Origin of the sequence: Arthrobacter yangruifuii, from assembly GCF_009192775.1 — a bacterium.
GTDB lineage: Bacteria > Actinomycetota > Actinomycetes > Actinomycetales > Micrococcaceae > Arthrobacter_B > Arthrobacter_B yangruifuii.
This window is the reverse complement of the sequence record NZ_VTFX01000001.1, coordinates 561,323-580,898: the sequence shown is the minus strand read 5'-3', so window position 1 is coordinate 580,898 and position 19,576 is coordinate 561,323. Positions and strand designations below refer to the sequence as shown.

Genomic DNA, 19,576 nt, shown 5'->3' with positions numbered 1-19,576 from the left:
ATTAGTTACCGCCCGTAGCCTTCACCGGAGTCTCGATGATCCCGCCCAGGGAGGTGGGGTCGGAGATCAGGCGGATAAGGTCTGCTCCGGCCTCGCCAACGGCACTGGAGTAGTCCCAGCTGACCACAGAGGTAATGTCTCCGGCCTCGAGTGCGGCCACGGCCGCGTCTCCGCCGCCGCCGGCCACGATGCAGGCCGGAGTCTTGTTGGCTGCCTTGAAGGCACCCGCCGCGCCGAGCGCGGTCTCATCGCTTGCGGCAATAATGACGTTCGCATCAGGGTTGGCGATGAGCAGCTGCGAGACGGTGGTCTGTGCACTCGCAATGTCCGCGGCCTCGCCGGTCGCGGCGATGGGGACATCCGGGGCTCCGGCTGCAAAGGAATCCTCGATGGCACCGATGACCTGCTCCGTGCCGCCCGCGGCATCAGGCGGCATCAGGAACAGCGCCTCGCGTCCTTCACCGTCAACGGCGCATTTCGCTGCAGTGTCACCGATCATGGTCCCGTACTTCAAGAAGTCCGGCTCGTCGAATGCGATCCCCGGCTGAGGACCCTCCAGATTGACCGACATGGGTGGACCCTCCACGACTGCGGGGATCTTCGCCGCCTGCAGTGCCGCAAGGCTCTGAGCGGCGGTTTCAGGCGCCACGGGCATGATCCACGCGCCCACGATGCTGTGCGTGTCGATGGCCTGCTGGATCTGCTGGGCCTGCTTCACCGCGTCGAAGTTCGCGTCCTGGATGGAGACGGTGTACCCCTCACCCTCGAAGTACTCGACCACGCCGTCGGCCAGTGCCGCGACGACGTCGATCTGGGAGGACGGCGTGAAGAAGGCAATCTCTCCCTTCGACTCCGTACCGGCGGAACCGCCGGAACCGGCGGGATCGGCAACTGCTTCCTCGGATGCGGAACATCCTGACAGGGTCAACAGGCCGACCGCGAGAGCAGTCCCTGCGATGGTGAGGGCGCGAGTGTTCTTCATTGAAACTCCTTGTGCACTGAGATGGCAGCATTGCTGACGATAGACACCCGACCGGACGTTATCGGTTTCTGCACTGTACCGACCAGTAGCCCAATCTGCAATACCCTCTCAGGACGTGGTCCGGAGGTGAATGTGCCGTGCGGCCCGGGCGCTCAGGCGCGCCCACTTCCTTCATTCCTGAAGCGATGGAACGCGGCCCGCCTCTGCTACCTGTTCTTCGACCATTCCCCAGCACCGGAGGCCCCCAGCGACGGGTGGGCTCAGCGCCGGGTGCGGCCGGCGCTTGAGAGCTCCGCCCGCAGCGCCTTCCACGCACCGGTGGACCACAGCGCCCACAGCACCAGCGGCGGCTGGAAGAACAGCCGGGCCAGCCTGGCCCGGTCGGAGCTCAGGCCGAACGCGTCCGTGTGCGTGACGTACTGGGAAATGTTGCCCGGGAAGATCGCGATGAAGAACGCCGCGGCAGCCAGTCCCACGGGGACGCGGCGTTTCGGCAGCAGGATCAGCGCCGCACCCAGGCTGATCTCCACCACGCCGGACAGCAGCACCACCGCATCCTCATTCAGCGGCACCCACTCCGGCACCTGCGCCTGGAACTCCTGCCGGGCGAAGCTCAGGTGCGAGGTGCCGGCGAACGCCAGAAATGACCCGAGCACAATCGCACCGATGCGGCGGGGTTTCGACGTCGGCGGTGCCGGACGGGCGGCAAGGGCAAGGACCTTCGACAAAGCGGACATGCCCCGACGCTAGCACCCCCGCCCGGCAGGAAGACCCCTAGGTCAGCCGGTTGTAGGCCAGTTGGGCCAGGGCGGCAGCCTGGTCCCCCAGCACCGAGTCATCGAAAACCACCCGCGGGGAATGGTTCCACGCCGCAGTGACCGGGTTGAGCGACGGCGGCGTCGCGCCCAGGAAGATGAAGGTCCCGGGAACTTCGTTGAGCACCAGCGAGAAGTCCTCCGATCCCATCAGCGGATCCCGGGATTCCAGCACCCGGTCCTCGCCGAAGATCTCGCGCAGCCCGGTGACGGCCTCCCGCGTCCGGTCCGCGTCGTTGCACGTGACCGGGTACCTGATGGTGAAATCCACCTCCGCGCTGCACCCGTGCGCGGCGGCAATGCCCTCGGCGAGCGCCTTGGACTCCACAATCACCCGGTCCAGGGATTCCTCCGACAGGGTGCGCACCGAGGCGCCGAGGCTGGCGGTATCCGGAATGACGTTGATCGCTTCCCCGGCCGAAAGCTGCGTCACCGTGAGCACAATCGGATCGAAGGCGGAGAACCGGCGGGTGGCCATAATCTGCAGCGCGGTGGCGATTTCGGTCAGCGCGGGCACCGGATCTATGGCCGTCTGCGGCTGTGAACTGTGGCCGCCGGAACCCTTCACGGTGATGCGCAGTTCGTTCGCCCCCGCCATCAAGGTACCGGGCTTGGTCCTGAAGACCCCCAGCGGCCCGGGACGCACATGGATGCCGTAGGCGGCAACGGGACGTTCCCCGGCGGCGTCGAGCACGCCCTCGTCCAGCATCAGGCTTGCCCCGTCGTGGCCCTCCTCCCCCGGCTGGAACATGAAGATCACGTTGCCGGAGAGGTCCTGCTGCTGGGCGCAGAGCAGGCGGGCGGCGCCCACGAGGCCGGCAACGTGCAGGTCGTGTCCGCAGGCGTGCATGGCACCGTTGGTGGAGGCATAGTCCAGATCGGTCAGTTCGCTCACCGGCAGGGCGTCCATGTCGCCGCGCAAAAGGACCGTGGGTCCGGGTTCGGCTCCGCGCAGCACGGCGACCACGGACGTGGTCTTGATGCCCAGGATGATTTCCAGGTCCAGCCCCGCCAGGGCAGCGAGAACCTTTTCCTGCGTCCGGGGCAGGTTGATTCCGGTCTCCGGGTCCCGGTGCAGCTCGCGCCGCAGGGCCACCAGTTCAGGCAGGATCGCCTGTGCTTCCTGTACAAACATGCTTGAGGTCCTGTCATCGACGCTGATGGCCGGCTGCCGTCCCGGTCAGCCGTTTACTACCTACGCAGTAAATCATTCCTTTCGCTCCAGCACAGCGGCCGGGGGCCTTCCGGGGCCGTATCCGGGCCGAGGAGGGGACAGGTACCGTCCGGACGGCCCTCATCCCCGGGACCCTCATCCCCGCGGCGGAGCCCCTCCGACCGTGCAGCTCCTAGACTGGGCACCATGATCGAGACCATGGCCTTCGACAGGGTTGGCGCCGAGACCGGCAGCGAAGACCGCGGCCAGGCCCGGCTGAGGTGGCGCACCCGGCTCCCCTGGCGGACCGGGGAGGACTGGGAGCGTCCGGCACCTACCCGCGCGCAGCAGCGCCACGACGTCGTCGGGGCCCTGGTCCTGCTGCTCGTCTCGGCGTTACTCCTCGAGGTCAGCCGCGGAATCGGCGCGCTGGCCGGGGAAACCCGTCCCATCTGGTTCCAGCATCTGGCCCTGGCCGGAATCATCCTGCCGCTGGTGGTGCGCCGCCGCTATCCGGTGGCCGTCATGCTGGTATGCAGCGCCGCGTTTCTGGGCCTCAGCCTGCTGGTGCCCTCGGTCGCCGTCCAGACAACCTTCCAGGCCGCCTATTTCGCCTCCCTCTACACTGCCGTAGCCTGGGCAAAGGACCGGAGGATGCTCTGGCTCGGCACCACCGTGGTCATTGCCGTCATGGCTTTGTGGGTCATCTTCTCCTTCACCGTCTCCTCCTCCTATGACTCCATGCTGGAACGGATCATGGAAGGCGACGACACCCACCGCGGGTTCCTGCCGCCCCTGGTTTCCCTGGCCCTGTACAACCTGGCGATCAACGCCGCCTACTTCGGCGGGGCCATCATGTTCGGCATGAATGCCTGGCGCAGCGCGCACCAGCGTGAACTGCTGGTCCGGCAGTCCGCGCAGCTGGAAAGCCAGGCCACGGAGCTGGCCCGGCAGGCGGTGCTGGACGAGCGCCTGCGCATCGCCCGGGAGCTGCACGACGTCGTCGCCCACCACATCTCGGTTATCGGCGTCCAGGCCGGCGCGGCCCGGCGCGTGCTGGAGAAAAAACCGCAGGCCGCGGCGGAGGCCCTGCAGTCCATCGAGGCATCTTCCCGGGAGGCCGTTGAACAAATGCGGTCCCTGCTGGGCGTGCTCCGCGCCGGGGAGGCCACGGATCCGGAGGCCGACGGCGGCGTGCAGCGCACTCCCGAGCCCGGCCTGGCGGACCTCGCCGATCTGGTGCAGAAGCAGCCGGGCCTGTCCGTGTCCTTCCACCGGGATGTCTCAGAGGTACTGGACCGGGTGCCCGCGCCGCTCGGCCTGTCCATTTACCGCACCGTCCAGGAGTCCCTCGCCAACGTCCGCCGGCACTCCACCGCGGGCTCCGCCGTCGTCGCCCTGCGCACGGGCACCTCGGCGGCCGGCACCGGCTGGGTGGAGGTGGAAACCGTGGACAACGGCAGGCCCCGCACCGGCAGCACCGCCGGCTCGGGCTTCGGCATCCGGGGCATCCGTGAACGGGCCGATCTGCACGGGGGCACCGCGGACATAGGACCCCGGGCCGGTGGGGGTTGGCGCGTCCGGGTCCGTTTTCCCGTGCGCTGACCGCTACCGTGGAAGCCGGGGGCGGCTCCTTGCCGGCGTCCCGGAGGCATGCCGTCTGAAGAAGGAGAGACATACCCGATGGAACCGATCCGGGTCCTGCTGGCCGATGACCAGGCTCTGCTGCGGGCAGGCTTTGCCATGATGCTCTCCGTCGAGGACGAAATCGAAGTAGTGGGCCAGGCCGCCAACGGCCTTGAAGCCGTGGAGTTCGCCGCGGCACACCCCGTGGACATCATCCTGATGGACGTGCAGATGCCGGTGCTGGACGGCATCCGGGCCACCGAACAGGTGGTGCAGGCAGGCACCGCGAAGGTCATTATCCTCACCACCTTCGAACGGGATGACTACCTTTTTGACGCCCTGCGTGCCGGAGCCAGCGGCTTCCTGCTCAAGAACTCCGACCCGGATGACCTGGTCGCGGCGGTGCATGCCGTCGCGGGCGGCAACGCCCTGCTGGCGCCGGAAATGACGGTCCGGGTCATTGAACGCTTCGCCCGGCAGCTGCATGCCGAGGCCGCCGGTTCCCCGGGCATGCCCGCCGGCACCCCGAGGGCAGATAATCCCGCCGGAAACCCTTCGGCCCCCACTGTCGTCCCGTCGGCCGGGACGCTGGCCGGAACGCTGGGCGGGACAATCCCCGGACCGCCCGCGCCGCCGTCGGGCACCGCGGAGCAGCGGAAACTGCTGGCGTCGCTGACCGTCCGCGAGCGCGAGGTACTGGTGAACGTTGCCGCAGGCCGGAGCAATGCCGAGATCGCGGCGGGCATGTTCGTGGCCGAAGCAACCGTGAAAACGCATGTGTCCAACCTGCTGGGCAAGATCCAGGTCCGGGACCGGGTACAGGCCGTGGTGTTCGCCTATGAGTCGGGCCTCATCCTCCCGGGGGACAAGCCGGCCGCCGGCTGAGGCGTGCAGCTTCCCCCCTGCGGGCGATCCGCTCCGGTGCTCTTCTGCCTAAGCTCGAAACAAAGATCGCCACCAGCCCCGGGTTCCGGGAAAAGGAGCAGCCCATGCTGCAGGTCCGCAGCCTCACCCGTCGTTTCGGAGATAAAACCGCCGTGGATGACGTCACCTTCGACGTCCCGTCCGGCAAGATGACCGGCTTCGTCGGCGCCAACGGCGCTGGCAAGACCACCACCATGCGGATGATCATGGGGGTGCTCACGCCCAGCGCCGGGGAAGTCCTGATGGATGATGTACCCCTGACGGCGAAGATGCGCTCCCGCTTCGGGTACATGCCCGAAGAGCGCGGCCTCTATCCCAAGCAGCCGATCCTGGACCAGCTGGTTTATCTCGGCCAGCTGCACGGCATGAGCCAGAATGATGCGCGCAGCTCCGCCAGGGACATGCTGGAACGGTTCGCGCTGGCGGACCGGACCAAGGACAAACTCGAATCCCTGTCCCTGGGCAACCAGCAGCGCGTACAGATCATCGCTTCCCTGATGCACCGGCCCACTGCCCTGATCCTGGACGAGCCGTTCTCCGGCCTGGATCCGGTGGCCGTGGATTCCATGGTGGAACTGCTGCGCGACTACACCGCGCAGGGGGTTCCGGTGCTCTTCTCCAGCCACCAGCTGGACCTCGTGGACCGGCTCTGCGACAACCTGGTGGTTCTGCAGCAGGGCCGGATGATCGCCTCCGGCACCGGCGAGGACCTGCGTGCCCGGGCCGCCACCCGGCACCGGATCATTGTTCATCCCGACGCCGGCTGGATCCGGGAAGAGACCGGCGTGCGTGTGATTGACGTCGCCGGGCCGGACGCCGTCGTCGAATTCGAGGACGACGCCGCCGGTCAGCGCCTGCTCGCCGCAGCCCTGAGCCGCGGCACCGTGGAGCAGTTCTCCCCCATCCGCCCGTCCCTGAGCGAGATCTACCGTGAGGTCACAGCATGAGCACCGAACGCAGCACCGCCGGCACCGCACCCTGGGCCATCGTCACCCTCCGCGAGGTGATGGTGAAGGCCCGTGACCGCAGCTACCTCATCTCTACTCTGGTCACCCTGCTGATCATCGTGGGCACCGTCCTGTTCAACGCGTTTATGAGTTCCCGCGGCGCAGAGTACACGGTGGCCGTCACCGGCAGCGAGGGCCAGGCGGTCGTCGCCCTCGCGGACGAGGCCGGACAGGCCGACGGCGGCAACACGGTCTTCAGCAGCGTCACCGCCGACTCCCCCGAGTCCGCCCTGCAGCTGGTCCGCGACGACGAGGCCGACGCCGCCCTGGTGAGCGACGGCAGCACCTGGACCCTCACCGGCCTCAGCGAAATCGACAACGGCCTGCAGGCGGACCTGTCGGAGGCACTGCGCGGCTACGCCCTGGAGGCCAATGCGGCCGATGCCGGCACCACCGCCGAGGCACTGCTGGCCGGCTCCGAGCTCGAAGCGGAGCTGCTGGAGGGAAGCGCGGAGAACCAGCTTCTGGCCACCATTGTCGGCTTTGTCTTCGCCTTCCTGTTCTACATGGCCGCGATTGTCTTCGGCATGGCCATCGCCACCTCGGTGCTGGAGGAAAAGCAGAACCGGGTGGTGGAAATCCTGGCCACCGCCATCCCCATCCGGCAGCTGCTCTACGGCAAGGTGGCCGGCAACACCATCCTCGCCATGGTCCAGCTCGCCCTCTATGCCGGTGCCGCCCTGCTGGCACTGAACCTCACCGGAACCGCTGAAACCGTGGGAACCATCATCCCGGCGTCGGGCTGGTTCCTGGTCTTCTTCCTGGCCGGGTTCCTGATCCTCGCCTCCGCCTGGGCCATGATCGGCTCCATGGCCAGCCGCAGCGAGGATCTGAACAACAGCTCCGCGCCGGTGCTCACCGTGATCATCGTCGCCCTGTTCGCCGGCATGTTCGCCAAGGGGCAGCTGCTGGTTACTGCTTCCTTCGTGCCGGTGGTCTCCTCCGTGGCCATGCCGGTACGGATGCTCAACGGCGAGGTGCCGCTCTGGCAGACCCTGGCCTCCCTGGCCATCGCCCTGGTGGCCGCCTACGGCCTGCTGCGCTTCGGCGAGCGGATCTACCGCCGCGCCGTTATGCAGAGCGGCGGCTCGCTGACCCTGCGCAAGGCCATGAAGCTGGAGCAGTAGCCTGTGGGGCGGGGAGCCCTGCTCCCCGCCCCACGCCGAGCCGTGACGGCTTAGCCGGGGTATTGCCGGCGCAGCTCGGCCTTGCGGATTTTTCCGCTCGCCGTCCGGGGAAAGTCCTCCACCATCGTGACGGTGCGGGGCACCTTGTACCGGGCCAGGCGGCCGAAGAGGTGTTCCTGCACTTCTTCGGAAGTCAGCGCATATCCCTCCCGCAGACTGATCAACGCGTGCGGGACTTCGCCCCATTTGCTGTCCGGCACCCCGATCACGGCCACGGCGGCCACGGCCTCCAGCTCGGCGACGGCCTGCTCCACCTCGGCCGGATAAATGTTCTCCCCGCCGGAAATGATCATGTCCTTCAGCCGGTCGGAGATGAACAGGTACCCGTCGTCGTCGAAATAGCCCATGTCCCCGGACCGGAACCAGGCGCCTTCGGCGTAGGCATCCGTGGTGGCAGCGGGCCGGTTCCAATAGGAGCGGATGACGTTGGGTCCGGAAATCTGGATCTCCCCCACTTCCCCCGCCGGAAGCACCGCGCCGTCCGGACCCGCAACCCGCACGTCGGTGAAAAAGTGCGGCAGCCCGGCGGAACCGGCCTTTTCCCGGGACCGGGCCGCTGGCAGTGCGGTGGCACCCGGAGCCGTTTCCGTCATTCCATAACCGTTGGAGAAGGACAGCCCGCGGGCCTCATAGGCCTCCAGGACGCGCAGGGGCACCGCCGATCCGCCGCAGGTGATGGTGGTCAGCGAACTGATGTCCCGCTTATCCCAGTCCGGATGCTCACACAGCATCTGGAACGTGGTGGGCACGCCGCTGATATAGGTGGCCGCGTACTGCTCAATGGCGGCCAGCGTGCGGCCGGGTTCGAACCGTGTTTCCAGCACCACCGTTCCCCCTTTGAGGAGCACCGGCAGCACACCCATGTCCAGCGACGCAACGTGGAACATCGGGGAGATCATCAGGGCTACTTCGGTCCCGGACACGTCATAGTCCACCAGCACGTTGTAGCAGTTCCAGGCCAGGTTGGCGTGGGACAGCAGGGCACCCTTGGGCTGTCCCGTGGTGCCGGAGGTGTAGAGGATCATCGCCGCGTCATCCAGGCCAACCGGCAGGTCCAGCCGGTCCGGGGAGGCCCCGGCAATCACGGCGTCGAAGTCCGGCACTGCTGCGTCCGCCCCCGGAACGCCGCCCGCCGCCCCGCCCGCCGCCGGCCGACCGGCGGATGCGGCGCCGTCGGCCACTTCCAGCCGCACGGTCACCGACGTGTCGGCGGACCCCAGCTGCGCCAGCCCGGCAAGCGCACCCGTGTGCACCAGCACGAGGCTGCCCGAATCCTGCAGCGCAAACCGGATCTCCGGCGGCGCCAGGCGGGTGTTCAGCGGAACAAAAACGGCGCCCAGCGTTCCCGCGGCGAAGAACGTCTCCAGAAAGGCCGGATGATTGTCCCCGAGGAACGCTACCCGCGTGCCGCGGTCCACGCCGGAGGCACGCAGCGCCTGTGCCAGCCGGTTGATCCGCTCGTCCAGCTCCGAGTAGCTGATGCTGCGGCCCTGGAAGACCAGCGCCGTCCGGCCGGCGGATTTACGGCGCCGGCGGTGTATCCAAGATCCCAGCCCTTGGTTTTCCATGGCGCTACTGCACCGTCATGGCATCGACGTCCGGTTCCTTTGCAACGAACTCGTACTTCAGCATCAGGGCACCCATATCGTCCAGCTGATCGCTGCGGAGTTCGCCGTCAAACTCCTCCATGTTGAGTTTCTCGGCCACTGCGGCGTCCATTCCCATGAAGGCCGGCAGCGTGGCACGGACGTCGTCGACGTTGGCCTGTGCCTGCGTCAGCGTTTCGGTGACGGCTTCCTTGAAGGCCTTGACCGTGTCAGGATTCTCGTCCGCGTACCGGCCGGAGGTGAAGGTGACCATGGTGGGCATCCCGGGGACCGCTTCCTGGTTCGGATAGCCAACCAGCGCGTAGTCCGGATTGGCCAGGGCGCGGCTCAGGAAAGGTTCGGGCAGCCAGATGGCGTCCGTGTTGCCCATTTCCAGCTGGGCTTCCATGTCCGGGAACGGCAGTTCATTGAACTTGATCTTCTCCGGATCCGCACCGTCCAGGGCAGCGGCTTCCATGATGGTCAGATCGCCCTGGGTGTTGATCGCGTTGACGGTAGTGGTTTTTCCTTCCAGGTCCCCGAAGGAAGTGATTCCTGAATCGGCCCGGGTCACCACGCCGTTGATGTCATTGCCTTCGGCCAGCGAGTTGGAATATCCGGACACGATCTTCATGTCCAGGCCCTTGTCCTTCGCCACCATGACTGACAGCGGATTGCCCACGGCAAACTGGATGTCTCCCGTGGAGACTGCCGGCAGCATGGCTGCGCCGCCCGTGCCCGGCTGGAGCTCGATATCCAGCCCGTGCTTTTCAAAGATGCCCTCATCGATGCCGTACTGCATGGCCGAGGACGGGGCGATGGACAGGACCCCCACCACTATCTCCTGCATTTCCCCGCTGCCGGAACCGGCGCTGCCCGACGGCGAGGATTCGGCGTCGGATCCCGCAGTGGAGCCCCCGGAGCAGCCGGTCAGGGCCAGTGCCAGCAGAACTCCGCCTGCCGCAGCAGTGGACAGTTTCCCGGTGATCGTGTTCCTCATGACCTACCTCTTCATTGTGGTGGTTGAGCGGTGCCCTGGCCGTCACTCCGGCGGCGGATCCGAGACCTGCCGCGCCCCGTGGCGGTGTGTGATCCATGTCACCCCGAATCGTTGAAAATGTCAACAGAATTTTTCCCGCGCACCGGCGGGCACCGGACCCCGGGTTCGCTTAAAAGCCGGTGCGGCGGTCCGCCAAAGCAGACCGCCGCACCGGTGCCAAGCCGCGCCCGCGGCGACGCCCGACGACGGGCGCGTGGGTGACCCTAGATCCCCTTTTGCATCAGGGCGGCCAGGGAGCGGAACCTGTCATTGCGCTCCAAATCGTCCAGCAACACGGGCTCGCCGTCGGGACCGCAGAGGGGAATCCGCCAGTTCGGATACTCATCTGCGGTCCCCGGCTGGTTCTGGGTTTTCTTCTCGCCCACCAGATCGGCGAGGGCCACACCCAGAAGCACCGAGGGGGTCTGCAGGATGAATTCGTGCAGCGCCTCCACGGTCTGCTGCACTTCCTCGCCGTGCATCTGTCCGGCCACCTGCCCGGCGGCGGATTCGGGCAGCAGTCCGCGCTGCCGGAGCGCGTCCAGGACGGCCTCCTGCGCCTCGCTGTCGGCCTTGCGTTCTTCTTCCACCGGCCGGTTAAGCAGGCCCAGGGATTCGCGCAGGTTTACGTGTTCCCCGGCCAGGTACCCCGCCGTCGGCGGGAGGTCATGGGTGTTGACGCTGGTCAGCGCACCCGTCCGGTAGTCCTCCGGGGCACGCGGGCCGTCGTCGGTCTGCTCGAACCACAGGATGGAGGTGCCCAGCACTCCGCGCTCCGCGAGGTATTCCTGGACCCACGGCTCGAAGACGCCCAGATCTTCACCGATAACGACGGCGCCGGCCCGCTGCGCCTCCAGCGCCAGGATGCCGATCATGGCCTCGTGGTCGTAGTACACGTACGCGCCCTCGCCCGGGGACTCGGCGCCCTGCGGGATCCACCAGAGCCGGATCAGGCCCAGGATGTGGTCCACCCGGATACCTCCGGCATGCCGGAGGATGGTGCGGATCATGTCGCGGTAGGCGGCGTAGCCGGACTCGGCCAGGCGTCCCGGGTGCCACGGCGGCTGGCTCCAGTCCTGGCCGCGCTGGTTGAACATGTCCGGCGGTGCGCCCACGGAGATTCCGGCGGTCAGCACATCACGGAGCATCCAGGCATCGGCGCCGCTCGGGTGCACTCCCACGGCCAGGTCGTGGATCACGCCGATGCCCATGCCGGCCTTCTTTGCGGCCCGCTGGACGGCTTCGAGCTGCTCATCGCAGATCCACTGGAGCCATTTGAAGAAATCGATCCGGTCCTGCAGCCTGGGCAGCCGGCTGACCACGTAGTCGCTCTCCGGGCCGGTGGCCTCGGCCCATTCCGGAGCGCCGGGGGCCAGTTCCTCGGCCAGGGCACACCAGCGGGCAAAGTTCTCCAGGCCCTGCCCGGCGTCAGCCGTGAAGGCGTGGAACTGCTTTCGCCGGCTGGGGCTGCGCTTGACCCGGTAGACGTCCTGGAGCACCTCCAGTTTGGCGGCATAGCTGGCATTGCGGTCCAGTTCCGCCGAGGAGGTGTTGGCCGGGTACAGCGAGCGGGCCGCTTCCTCGGCGGCCTGCCGCTGGCTGTCCGGAAGGTAGGCGTACTCCGGTACGGCTTCCACCCGGATGTACAGCGGATTGAAGAACCGCCGGGTGGTGGGCAGATACGGGGACGGCTCGATGGGGGGCACTGGCTCCGCAGCGTGCAGCGGGTTGATCAGGACAAACCCGGCGTCGTAATCCGTGCCCGCAACGGCGGCGAGGTCCGCCAGATCGGTGAGGTCCCCAATCCCCCAGGACCGGGAGGAACGGACGGAGTACAGCTGGGCCTGCACACCCCAGGCGCGGTGGCCCTGGAGCGCGTCCGCAGTGTCGAGCCGGTCAGGGGTCACCACCAGCACGGCGCTGCCGGAAATGTCGCCGCAGTGCACCTCCAGGCGGTGCCAGCCCAGGTCCAGGCCCGCGGGCAGGGGAACCATGGTGCGTGCCACGGCTGCGCCGTCCACGTCGCGTTCCTCAACCGGGGCGGACGGCCAGTCGAGTTCCTGCGCGGAGCCTTCTTCCAGATGGAGCGTCAGCTGCGCGGAGCTGCCCGGCGGCAGGTGGACCGGCACGGTGCCGGGCTTGCCCCGGCGGACGACGACGGTGGGCGGCAGCACCCGCTTCCAGGCGGCCGTCTTCGACTCGGCCAGGGACCGCTCCAGGTCCTGTTCCGAGCCGGTGGCCAGGCCCATCGCGGACAGGACGCTGCGCAGTGTGGAATCCGAGACCGGCTGCTCTGAGCCGTCCCATCCGGTGAAGGTGGTGGCCACCTTGTGGAAATCGGCGAGCTGGTGAAGCAGATCCGGTGCGGACAGGGCATTGGGCTTTTCACTCATGAACCCAATCTATGGCCCCGGCCCCGCTGAACGCACTTCCGTCACCGGGGCACGGGCCCTGCCCGCTAGGGGTGTTCCTGCGTCAGCCGCCAGTTGTCCTGGTAATCCGGATGGTCCTCATGCACGGCAGCGAGGGCGGAGAGCGCCAGCTGCGTCCATTCCAGTTCCTCGCGGAACTGCGGATCGTCGTCGGGATCCACCACCATGCGCGACAGGGCATGGCGGCGGGCGCCACCGATGATCTCGATGACCATCAGCTTCGTTTCGCATTCCTTCAGCAGCCGCTCCTCGTACCAGCGGTCTGAGAGTGAAACGTCGGAGGATGCGAGTAGTTTGCGGGCTTCGGAGATGTCTTCCTGGAAACGTGTGACCAGGAAATCGACGATATCCATGGCCGAATCGTACCTGCCCCGGTGCCTGCCGGTCAGGAGTCCATGCACGAACGGGAATATTTAAGACCCAAGCCGTGGTTGCTGTAAGTATCAACTAAACAGGAGACGCCTTTTGCCGGTAGCCAACGTCCACTCCCCCCGTACGACGGCGCGCGCCAAGCGTGTGCGCAGTATCCGTTCCCTCCGCCGCGGAGACACCGTAGAAGCCCGCAGCGGCGGCACCACCTATTTCCGCGGGGAGGTCCAGGACACCGCCCCCGGTCTGTCCACTGTCTGGATCCGCGATGAGTCCACGGGCCTGCGGACGGCGGCCAGCATGGACGACTTCACGTTCTGGAAAGTGTAGCCACTCCGCTTCCGGGCGGGCTCAGCGGTCAACCAGGGCGCCTGCACTGAGGTTCAGGGTGGCGGCCGTCATGCTCGCAGCCCGGTCCGAGGCTGCGAAGGCGGCCACGTTGCCGACGTCGTCCAGGGTGGCGGCGCGGCCCAGCATCGTGGAGCGGGTCATGGCGTCGGCGATTTCGCCGGCGCCTTCCATGTTCTGCGGCAGTGTTTCCGGAATCCCGCCGCTGCGCAGGGTCAGCACCCGGATCCCGTAGGATCCCAGCTCACTGGACAGCTGGCGGCGCATGGATTCCATCGCTTCGAAGGCCGTCTGCAGCCCGCCCAGGAACAGGCCGGGCACCGGATTCCCGGATCCGCCGAACACCAGGATCACCCCGGACCGCTGCCGCATCATATGCCGGGCGGCGGCCTGGGAGGTCAGGAAAAAAGTCTCGACGGCGGTGGCGACCGGCCGCAGGTAGTCTGCCACGGACATTTCAGCCATCGGCATCCCCTGCACATCTCCGTGCTGGATCACGTTCATGGAGATGTCCAGGCTGCCGGCGGCTGCCACCACGTCATCGGCATGCTCGTTCACCGCCCTCTCGTTCGTGGCATCCACCAGGGCGGTTTCCACCGTCCCGCCGTGATGCCGGATCCTCTCCGCCACGGCTTCGAGCGGGCCGGGTGTGCGTCCCGCGAGGAACACCCGCGCCCCCTCCCGGGCAAAGGCGGATGCCACCGCTCCGCCGATACTGCCGCCTCCGCCGTAGATGACGGCATTCCTGCCGTTGAGCATCGGTTCCATGGTTCCGCCTTCCGGTTGCCTGCCGGTCCGAGCCGCCCCGCTGATCCCCCGGTCCCCATCTTGGGCCGCTGCCCCTTTCGGACACAATGTCCGCCGGCCGGCGGCGGAGACCTAGCATGGAGACAACGGCCGCGGAGTGACCTGCGGCACATTTGCAAGAGAACGGAGCCGTATCCAATGTTCGATGCCCTCACTGTCCGGGAACCACTGGCACCTGCGGTACTGCTGTGCGACCGGCATCCAGCCGACTCGGTGGCCTTTACCGTCATTGAACAGGACCTGTCTGCCACGGACCTGACGTACGGGGAACTGCAGGAGAGCTCTGAGCGGGCAGCGGCGGCGCTTGCCCGGCTGGGGGTGCGCCGCGGGGACCGGGTGGCAACCCTGATGGGCAAGAGCGGAAACCTGGTGACCGTGCTCCTGGGCCTCTGGCGGCTCGGGGCGGTCCATGTGCCGCTCTTCACCGCGTTTGCCACGCCCGCCATTTCCGTGCGGCTGTCCACCAGCGGCGCCCGGGTGGTGGTGGCCGACGGAAACCAGCTGGACAAGGTTGTTCCTCTGGTTTCCGAGCTGGGCCTGACGGTCCTTGCCTCCGGACCGGCCCCGGATTCCGCCCCGGAGATTCCGGACTGGGAGCAGCTGCTTTCAGCCGAACAGGCCGGCATGCCGGCGGTGGTCCTGAACCCGGAGGACCTGCTCGTGGAAATCTTCACGTCAGGCACCACCGGGGCGCCCAAGGGGGTGCCCGTGCCGATGCAGGCACTCGAAGCGTTTTCCGCCTACTTCCACCATGGCCTGGATGTCCAGGAGCAGGACGTGTTCTGGAACGCTGCCGATCCGGGCTGGGCCTACGGCCTGTATTACGGAATCCTGGCGCCGCTGGCTGCAGGCCGGCGGAACCTGCTGCTGCGCGGCGGCTTCAGCGCCAAGCTGTGCTGGCAGGTTCTGGAGCGGTTCGGCGTCACGAACTTCGCCGCCGCGCCCACCATTTTCCGCTCGCTGCGTGCGGAGGCGCCCGACGGCGTCGGCCCCCTGGCGCTGCAGCGCGCCTCCAGTGCGGGCGAACCGCTGGATGCGGAAACCATCGAATGGGCCACCCGCTGCCTGGGCACCGCCGTGCGGGACCACTACGGGCAGACGGAAATGGGCATGTGCATTGTGAACGGCTGGGAGGAGACGGTGTCCCGGGAGATCCGCCCGGGGTCGATGGGCCACGCCCTGCCCGGCTACCGCACCGAAGTGCTGGCGCTGGAAGAGGACACCGCGGCCGCACCGGGTGAGAAGGGACGGGTCGCCATTGATGTTCCGGCCAGCCCGCTGATGTGGTTCCGCGGGTACACGGACAATCCGGAGAAAACCGCCGAACGCTACAGCAGTGACGGGCGCTGGTACTTCACCGGGGATACCGGTGCCCGCGATGCCGACGGCTATACCTACTTCTCCGCCCGGGATGACGACGTGATCATCATGGCCGGCTACCGGATTGGCCCGTTCGAGGTCGAATCCGTGCTGGCCACGCATCCCGAGGTGGCCGAAAGCGCCGTGATCGGGGTGCCGGACGAACTGCGCGGAGAACGGCTTGAGGCCTACGTGGTGCTCCGTTCCGGCACCGGGTCCCCCGAGCTGGCGGCGGAGCTGCAGCAGTTGGTGAAAACGCAGTACGCCGCGCACGCCTACCCGCGGGCCGTGCACTTTGTGGACGAGCTTCCGAAAACGCCGAGCGGGAAGCTGCAGCGTTTCCTGCTGCGTGCTTCCCGCTCGGCGTCGGAGTCGGAACCGCCCGTAAACGCCTAGATCAGCGCGTCCGAAAGGAAGTTCGGCGTTCCGAAGCGGTGCGCGGTGATGCTGACGGCCTGCTCGTGCAGGAACGGCAGCAGCTCCAGGCGGCCGGATTCGGTGACGGGCTGGGCGTACACGGCAATATCCGGGGTGCCGCCGGTGGCCTCGGCCAGCGCCGACACGGAGCCGCCGATCAGCCGGACCCGGCCGGAAGCCAGCGCGGCAGCGCCGGCCAGCCAGGCGGCGTCGTCCTCCACCCGGAACTCCAGTTCGAGTTCGGCGAGGACGGCCCGCACGCCGGCGGGAAGGTCGACGGCGGTGGACACGGTCACTGTTGACCCTGCCGTCAGCGCTGCGGCCAGGACCCGGACGAGCCGGGCTGCCGGCTGGCCCTCGGACAGGCGCACGGTGACCGGAACGGGGACGTACCGGAAGACGTTGCGCTCGGCGGACAGGACGGAGACGTCCTTGGCGGTGCCGAACTCGTTGTTCCACGCCCGTGCGTCGCTGTTCGCCGCGCGGCGGAGGAAGGCGGCGTCGTCGGCGGTGAAGACCGACCCGGCGGATTCCGCGGCAGCCACCAGGCGTGCTGACGGTGCTGCAGCGGGCAGTTCGACGGCCGCTTCGGAGGTGCCGGCAACGGCTTCCCAGTTGCCGAGGCCTATCAGGTAGTTCGGGCCGCCGGCCTTCGTACCGGCACCCACGGCGGATTTCTTCCAGCCGCCGAAGGGCTGGCGGCGGACGATGGCACCGGTGATGCCGCGGTTCACATACAGGTTGCCGGCCTCGATCCGGTTCAGCCACACATCCATTTCCGCCGGTTCGAGCGAGTGCAGGCCGGCGGTGAGGCCGTAGTCGATGTCATTGGCCATGTCGATGGCCTCTTCCAGCGTCTCGGCCGTCATCACGCCGAGGATCGGCCCGAAGTATTCGGTGAGGTGGTATTCGGAGCCGCGGCGGACGCCGGTGCGGATGCCCGGGCTCCACAGCCGGCCGCTCTCATCCAGCTGCTCGGGCTGCAGCAGCCAGGTTTCCCCTTCCCCGAGCTCGGTGAGGCCCCGCAGCAGCTTGCCGGCGGCCGGTTCGATGACCGGGCCCATCTGCGTGGTGGGATCCTCAGGGTAACCGACCTTCAGGGACTGGACGGCGTCCACGAGCTGGTTCCGGAAGCGCGGGGACTTCGCCACGGACCCGACCAGGATGACCAGGGACGCGGCGGAGCACTTCTGCCCGGCGTGCCCGAAGGCGGACGCGGCAACATCGCGGGCCGCGAGGTCGAAGTCCGCGCTCGGAGTGACGATCACGGTGTTCTTACCCGAGGTTTCCGCCAGCAGCGGCAGGTCCGGGCGGAAGGAACGGAACAGTTCGGCCGTCTCGTAGCCGCCGGTGAGGATCACGCGGTCCACGGCCGGGTTCGAGATCAGCTGCCGGCCCAGTTCCTGCTCGCCCAGCTGCACCAGCTGCAGGACATCGCGGGGGACGCCGGCTTCCCAGAGCGCTTCGACCATGACCGCGCCGCAGCGCGCGGACTGGCGGGCGGGCTTGATGACGACGGCGGAGCCGGCGGCCAGCGCGGCCAGGGTGGACCCGGCGGGGATGGCCACCGGGAAGTTCCACGGCGGGGTGACCACGGTCAGACGGGACGGGACAAAGCGGGCACCCTCTACGGTGTCGAGTTCGCGGGCGAGCTCGGCGTAGTAGTGGGCGAAGTCGATGGCTTCGGAAACCTCGGGGTCCGACTGGTCCAGGGTCTTGCCGGTTTCCGCGGCCATGACCTCCATCAGTTCCGCACGGCGGGCTTCGAGGACCTGGCCGGCACGGTGCAGCACCTCGGCGCGTTCGGCACCGCTGAGCGCTCCCCAGGCCTTGGCAGTGGTGACCGCGGTGGTGATGACGGCGTCGAGCTCCGCTTCGGTGTTGACCGCGGCGGCGGCGACGGCGGCCTTGCCCAGGTCCGAGCCGGGGACGCGGGAGAGGATGTCCCGTCCCCAGGCCTGGTTGGCGGGCAGCGACGGGTCGCTGTCCGGGGTGTTGTCGAAGCTGTCCGTGGCGGCAGCGGCGGCGGGCAGGTTCCGGTCCTGGACGCGGTGCGGGGCAGGCACGGTGGTATCCAGGTTTTCCAGCGACGCCAGGAAGCGCAGTTTCTCGCGTTCGAACAGTGCCTCGTTCTCGGCCAGTTCGAACACGGCGGACATGAAGTTCTCCGAGCTGGCGCCTTCTTCGAGGCGGCGGATCAGGTAGGCGATGGCGACGTCGAACTCCGCCGGGTGCACCACCGGGGTGTAGAGCAGCAGGCTGCCGACGTCGCGGCGCACCACTTCGGCCTGGCCCGCGGCCATGCCCAGCAGCATTTCGAATTCAATGCCGTCCCGGACCCCGCGTTCCCCGGCCAGCAGCCAGGCGAAGGCGACGTCGAACAGGTTGTGCCCGGCGACGCCGATGCGTACGTTCCCAATGCGGTCCGGGTGCAGGGCGTAGTTGATCACGCGCTTGTAGTTGGTGTCGCTGTCCGCCTTGGTGTGCCAGGTGGCCAGCGGCCAGCCGTGCAGGGAGGCTTCGACCTGTTCCATCGGCAGGTTGGCCCCCTTGACCACGCGCACCTTGATGGCGGCGCCGCCGTCGGCCCGGCGTGCGGCCGCGAAGTCCTGCAGCCGCATCATGGCCGAGAGGGCATCCGGCAGATAGGCCTGGAGCACGATGCCGGCTTCCAGGTCCCGAAATTCGGGGTTGGAGAGGATGCCGGTGAAGACCGCCATGGTCATCTCCAGGTCCTTGTACTCCTCCATGTCCAGGTTGATGAACTTCTTCACCGGAGACTGGGCTGCCCGGCGGAAGAGCGGGGTCAGTGACTCGATAACGTGTTCAACGGCTTCGTTGAAGGCCCATGGGGAGTGCGGGGCCACGGTGGCGGAGACCTTGATGGAGACGTAGTCGACGTCGTCGCGGGCCAGCAGGGCGTGGGTGCCTTCGAGCCGGCGCGCTGCCTCGTGCTGGCCGAGGACGGCCTCGCCGAGGAGGTTCATGTTCAGCCTGATGTTGTCCTTGCGGATACCGGCGATGGCCTTGCCCAGCTTGGCGTCCGTGGCATCCACAATCAGGTGGCCCACCATTTCGCGCAGCACCTTGCGGGCGGCGGGAATGACCACCTGCGGAACTACCGGGCCGAGGATGCCGCCGGCGCGCACGGCAGCGCGCATGTACCAGGGCAGGAAGCCGGGCACGCGGGGCGCCAGTGCTGCGAGGTTGCGGGCGGCGACGCGGATATCTTCGGGGCGTACAACGCCGTCCACGAAGCCGACGGTGAAGCCCAGGCCGTCGGGGTCCTTCAGGACGCCGGCCAGCTGGGCGGCCGAGGCGTCCACGGGGACGGCAGCGGCCTCGGTGAGCCAGCGGCGGACCAGGGCTACGGACTGCTCTGCCAGCTCGGCGTTGGGGACAGCATCCGCGACGGCGCGGTCCTCAAAGGTATCGGTCATTGTCCTGGTGCTCTTTTCGTCTAACAAGTGGTTATCCCCCGGGGTACTGACCCATCATCCGCTTGTAGTTCAATTAGATAAAGCG

Annotated in this window: 15 protein-coding genes; 6 read left to right on the top strand and 9 right to left on the bottom strand. The window is 67.7% G+C overall.

Features of this window, described 5'->3' with window-relative positions:
• Window position 1 precedes the first annotated feature (1 nt).
• The 3 genes from GD627_RS02835 to GD627_RS02825 form a co-directional block, all read right to left on the bottom strand.
• On the bottom strand, window positions 2–982 hold the full coding sequence (locus GD627_RS02835; RefSeq protein WP_152271266.1) for a sugar ABC transporter substrate-binding protein: 981 nt from the start codon (window positions 980–982) through the stop codon (window positions 2–4).
• A 260-nt stretch (window positions 983–1,242) separates the two neighbouring features.
• A complete protein-coding gene (locus GD627_RS02830; RefSeq protein ID WP_210250442.1) occupies window positions 1,243–1,719 on the bottom strand; it encodes a DoxX family protein in 477 nt (158 codons plus the stop codon).
• A gap of 37 nt (window positions 1,720–1,756) precedes the next feature.
• Complete coding sequence (locus tag GD627_RS02825; RefSeq protein ID WP_146360513.1) at window positions 1,757–2,932, bottom strand: M20 metallopeptidase family protein; 1,176 nt, start codon at window positions 2,930–2,932, stop codon at window positions 1,757–1,759.
• A 225-nt stretch (window positions 2,933–3,157) separates the two neighbouring features.
• Here GD627_RS02825 and GD627_RS02820 point away from each other — a divergent pair, with 225 nt between their 5' ends.
• The 4 genes from GD627_RS02820 to GD627_RS02805 all read left to right on the top strand — a co-directional run bounded on the left by GD627_RS02820 (window position 3,158) and on the right by GD627_RS02805 (window position 7,634).
• The gene (locus GD627_RS02820) at window positions 3,158–4,555 is read left to right on the top strand and encodes a sensor histidine kinase (RefSeq protein WP_152271265.1); all 1,398 of its coding nucleotides are present in this window, start codon (window positions 3,158–3,160) and stop codon (window positions 4,553–4,555) included.
• 78 nt (window positions 4,556–4,633) lie between these two features.
• Window positions 4,634–5,461, top strand: coding sequence for a response regulator transcription factor (locus GD627_RS02815; RefSeq protein WP_152271264.1), 828 nt, complete (start codon window positions 4,634–4,636; stop codon window positions 5,459–5,461).
• Window positions 5,462–5,565: 104 nt separating this feature from the next.
• Window positions 5,566–6,447: an ABC transporter ATP-binding protein gene (locus GD627_RS02810; protein ID WP_152271263.1), complete on the top strand. Its 882-nt coding sequence runs from the start codon at window positions 5,566–5,568 to the stop codon at window positions 6,445–6,447.
• Window positions 6,444–7,634, top strand: coding sequence for an ABC transporter permease (locus tag GD627_RS02805; protein ID WP_152271262.1), 1,191 nt, complete (start codon window positions 6,444–6,446; stop codon window positions 7,632–7,634). Before GD627_RS02810 ends, GD627_RS02805 begins: the two co-directional genes overlap by 4 nt.
• Before the next feature lie 50 nt (window positions 7,635–7,684).
• Here GD627_RS02805 and GD627_RS02800 read toward each other — a convergent pair whose 3' ends face one another.
• The 4 genes from GD627_RS02800 to GD627_RS02785 all read right to left on the bottom strand — a co-directional run bounded on the left by GD627_RS02800 (window position 7,685) and on the right by GD627_RS02785 (window position 13,104).
• Entirely contained in the window at window positions 7,685–9,262 is a 1,578-nt protein-coding gene (locus GD627_RS02800; protein WP_152271261.1) for an acyl-CoA synthetase, read from the bottom strand.
• 4 nt (window positions 9,263–9,266) lie between these two features.
• Complete coding sequence (locus GD627_RS02795; RefSeq protein WP_152271260.1) at window positions 9,267–10,280, bottom strand: ABC transporter substrate-binding protein; 1,014 nt, start codon at window positions 10,278–10,280, stop codon at window positions 9,267–9,269.
• Window positions 10,281–10,543: 263 nt separating this feature from the next.
• Window positions 10,544–12,712: a 4-alpha-glucanotransferase gene (gene malQ / locus GD627_RS02790; protein WP_152271259.1), complete on the bottom strand. Its 2,169-nt coding sequence runs from the start codon at window positions 12,710–12,712 to the stop codon at window positions 10,544–10,546.
• Window positions 12,713–12,777: 65 nt separating this feature from the next.
• Window positions 12,778–13,104 carry a DUF6221 family protein gene (locus tag GD627_RS02785; RefSeq protein ID WP_152271258.1) on the bottom strand — a complete coding sequence of 109 codons (327 nt, stop codon included), beginning with the start codon at window positions 13,102–13,104 and terminating at the stop codon, window positions 12,778–12,780.
• A 112-nt stretch (window positions 13,105–13,216) separates the two neighbouring features.
• Between GD627_RS02785 and GD627_RS02780 the strand changes: the two genes are divergently transcribed.
• Complete coding sequence (locus GD627_RS02780) at window positions 13,217–13,450, top strand: hypothetical protein (RefSeq protein WP_152271257.1); 234 nt, start codon at window positions 13,217–13,219, stop codon at window positions 13,448–13,450.
• Window positions 13,451–13,471: 21 nt separating this feature from the next.
• On the opposite strand, the gene GD627_RS02775 is transcribed toward GD627_RS02780, so the two are convergent.
• Window positions 13,472–14,236, bottom strand: a complete 765-nt coding sequence (locus GD627_RS02775; protein WP_210250441.1) for an SDR family NAD(P)-dependent oxidoreductase — start codon at window positions 14,234–14,236, stop codon at window positions 13,472–13,474.
• Window positions 14,237–14,413: 177 nt separating this feature from the next.
• On the opposite strand from GD627_RS02775, the gene GD627_RS02770 reads away from it, so the two are divergent.
• Window positions 14,414–16,030 (top strand): AMP-binding protein, encoded by a 1,617-nt coding sequence (locus tag GD627_RS02770; RefSeq protein ID WP_152271256.1) that lies wholly within the window; start codon window positions 14,414–14,416, stop codon window positions 16,028–16,030.
• On the opposite strand, the gene GD627_RS02765 is transcribed toward GD627_RS02770, so the two are convergent.
• Window positions 16,027–19,491 carry a proline dehydrogenase family protein gene (locus GD627_RS02765; protein WP_152271255.1) on the bottom strand — a complete coding sequence of 1,155 codons (3,465 nt, stop codon included), beginning with the start codon at window positions 19,489–19,491 and terminating at the stop codon, window positions 16,027–16,029. The two genes, GD627_RS02770 and GD627_RS02765, sit on opposite strands and share 4 nt — an antisense overlap.
• Between the last annotated feature and the right edge of the window lie 85 nt (window positions 19,492–19,576).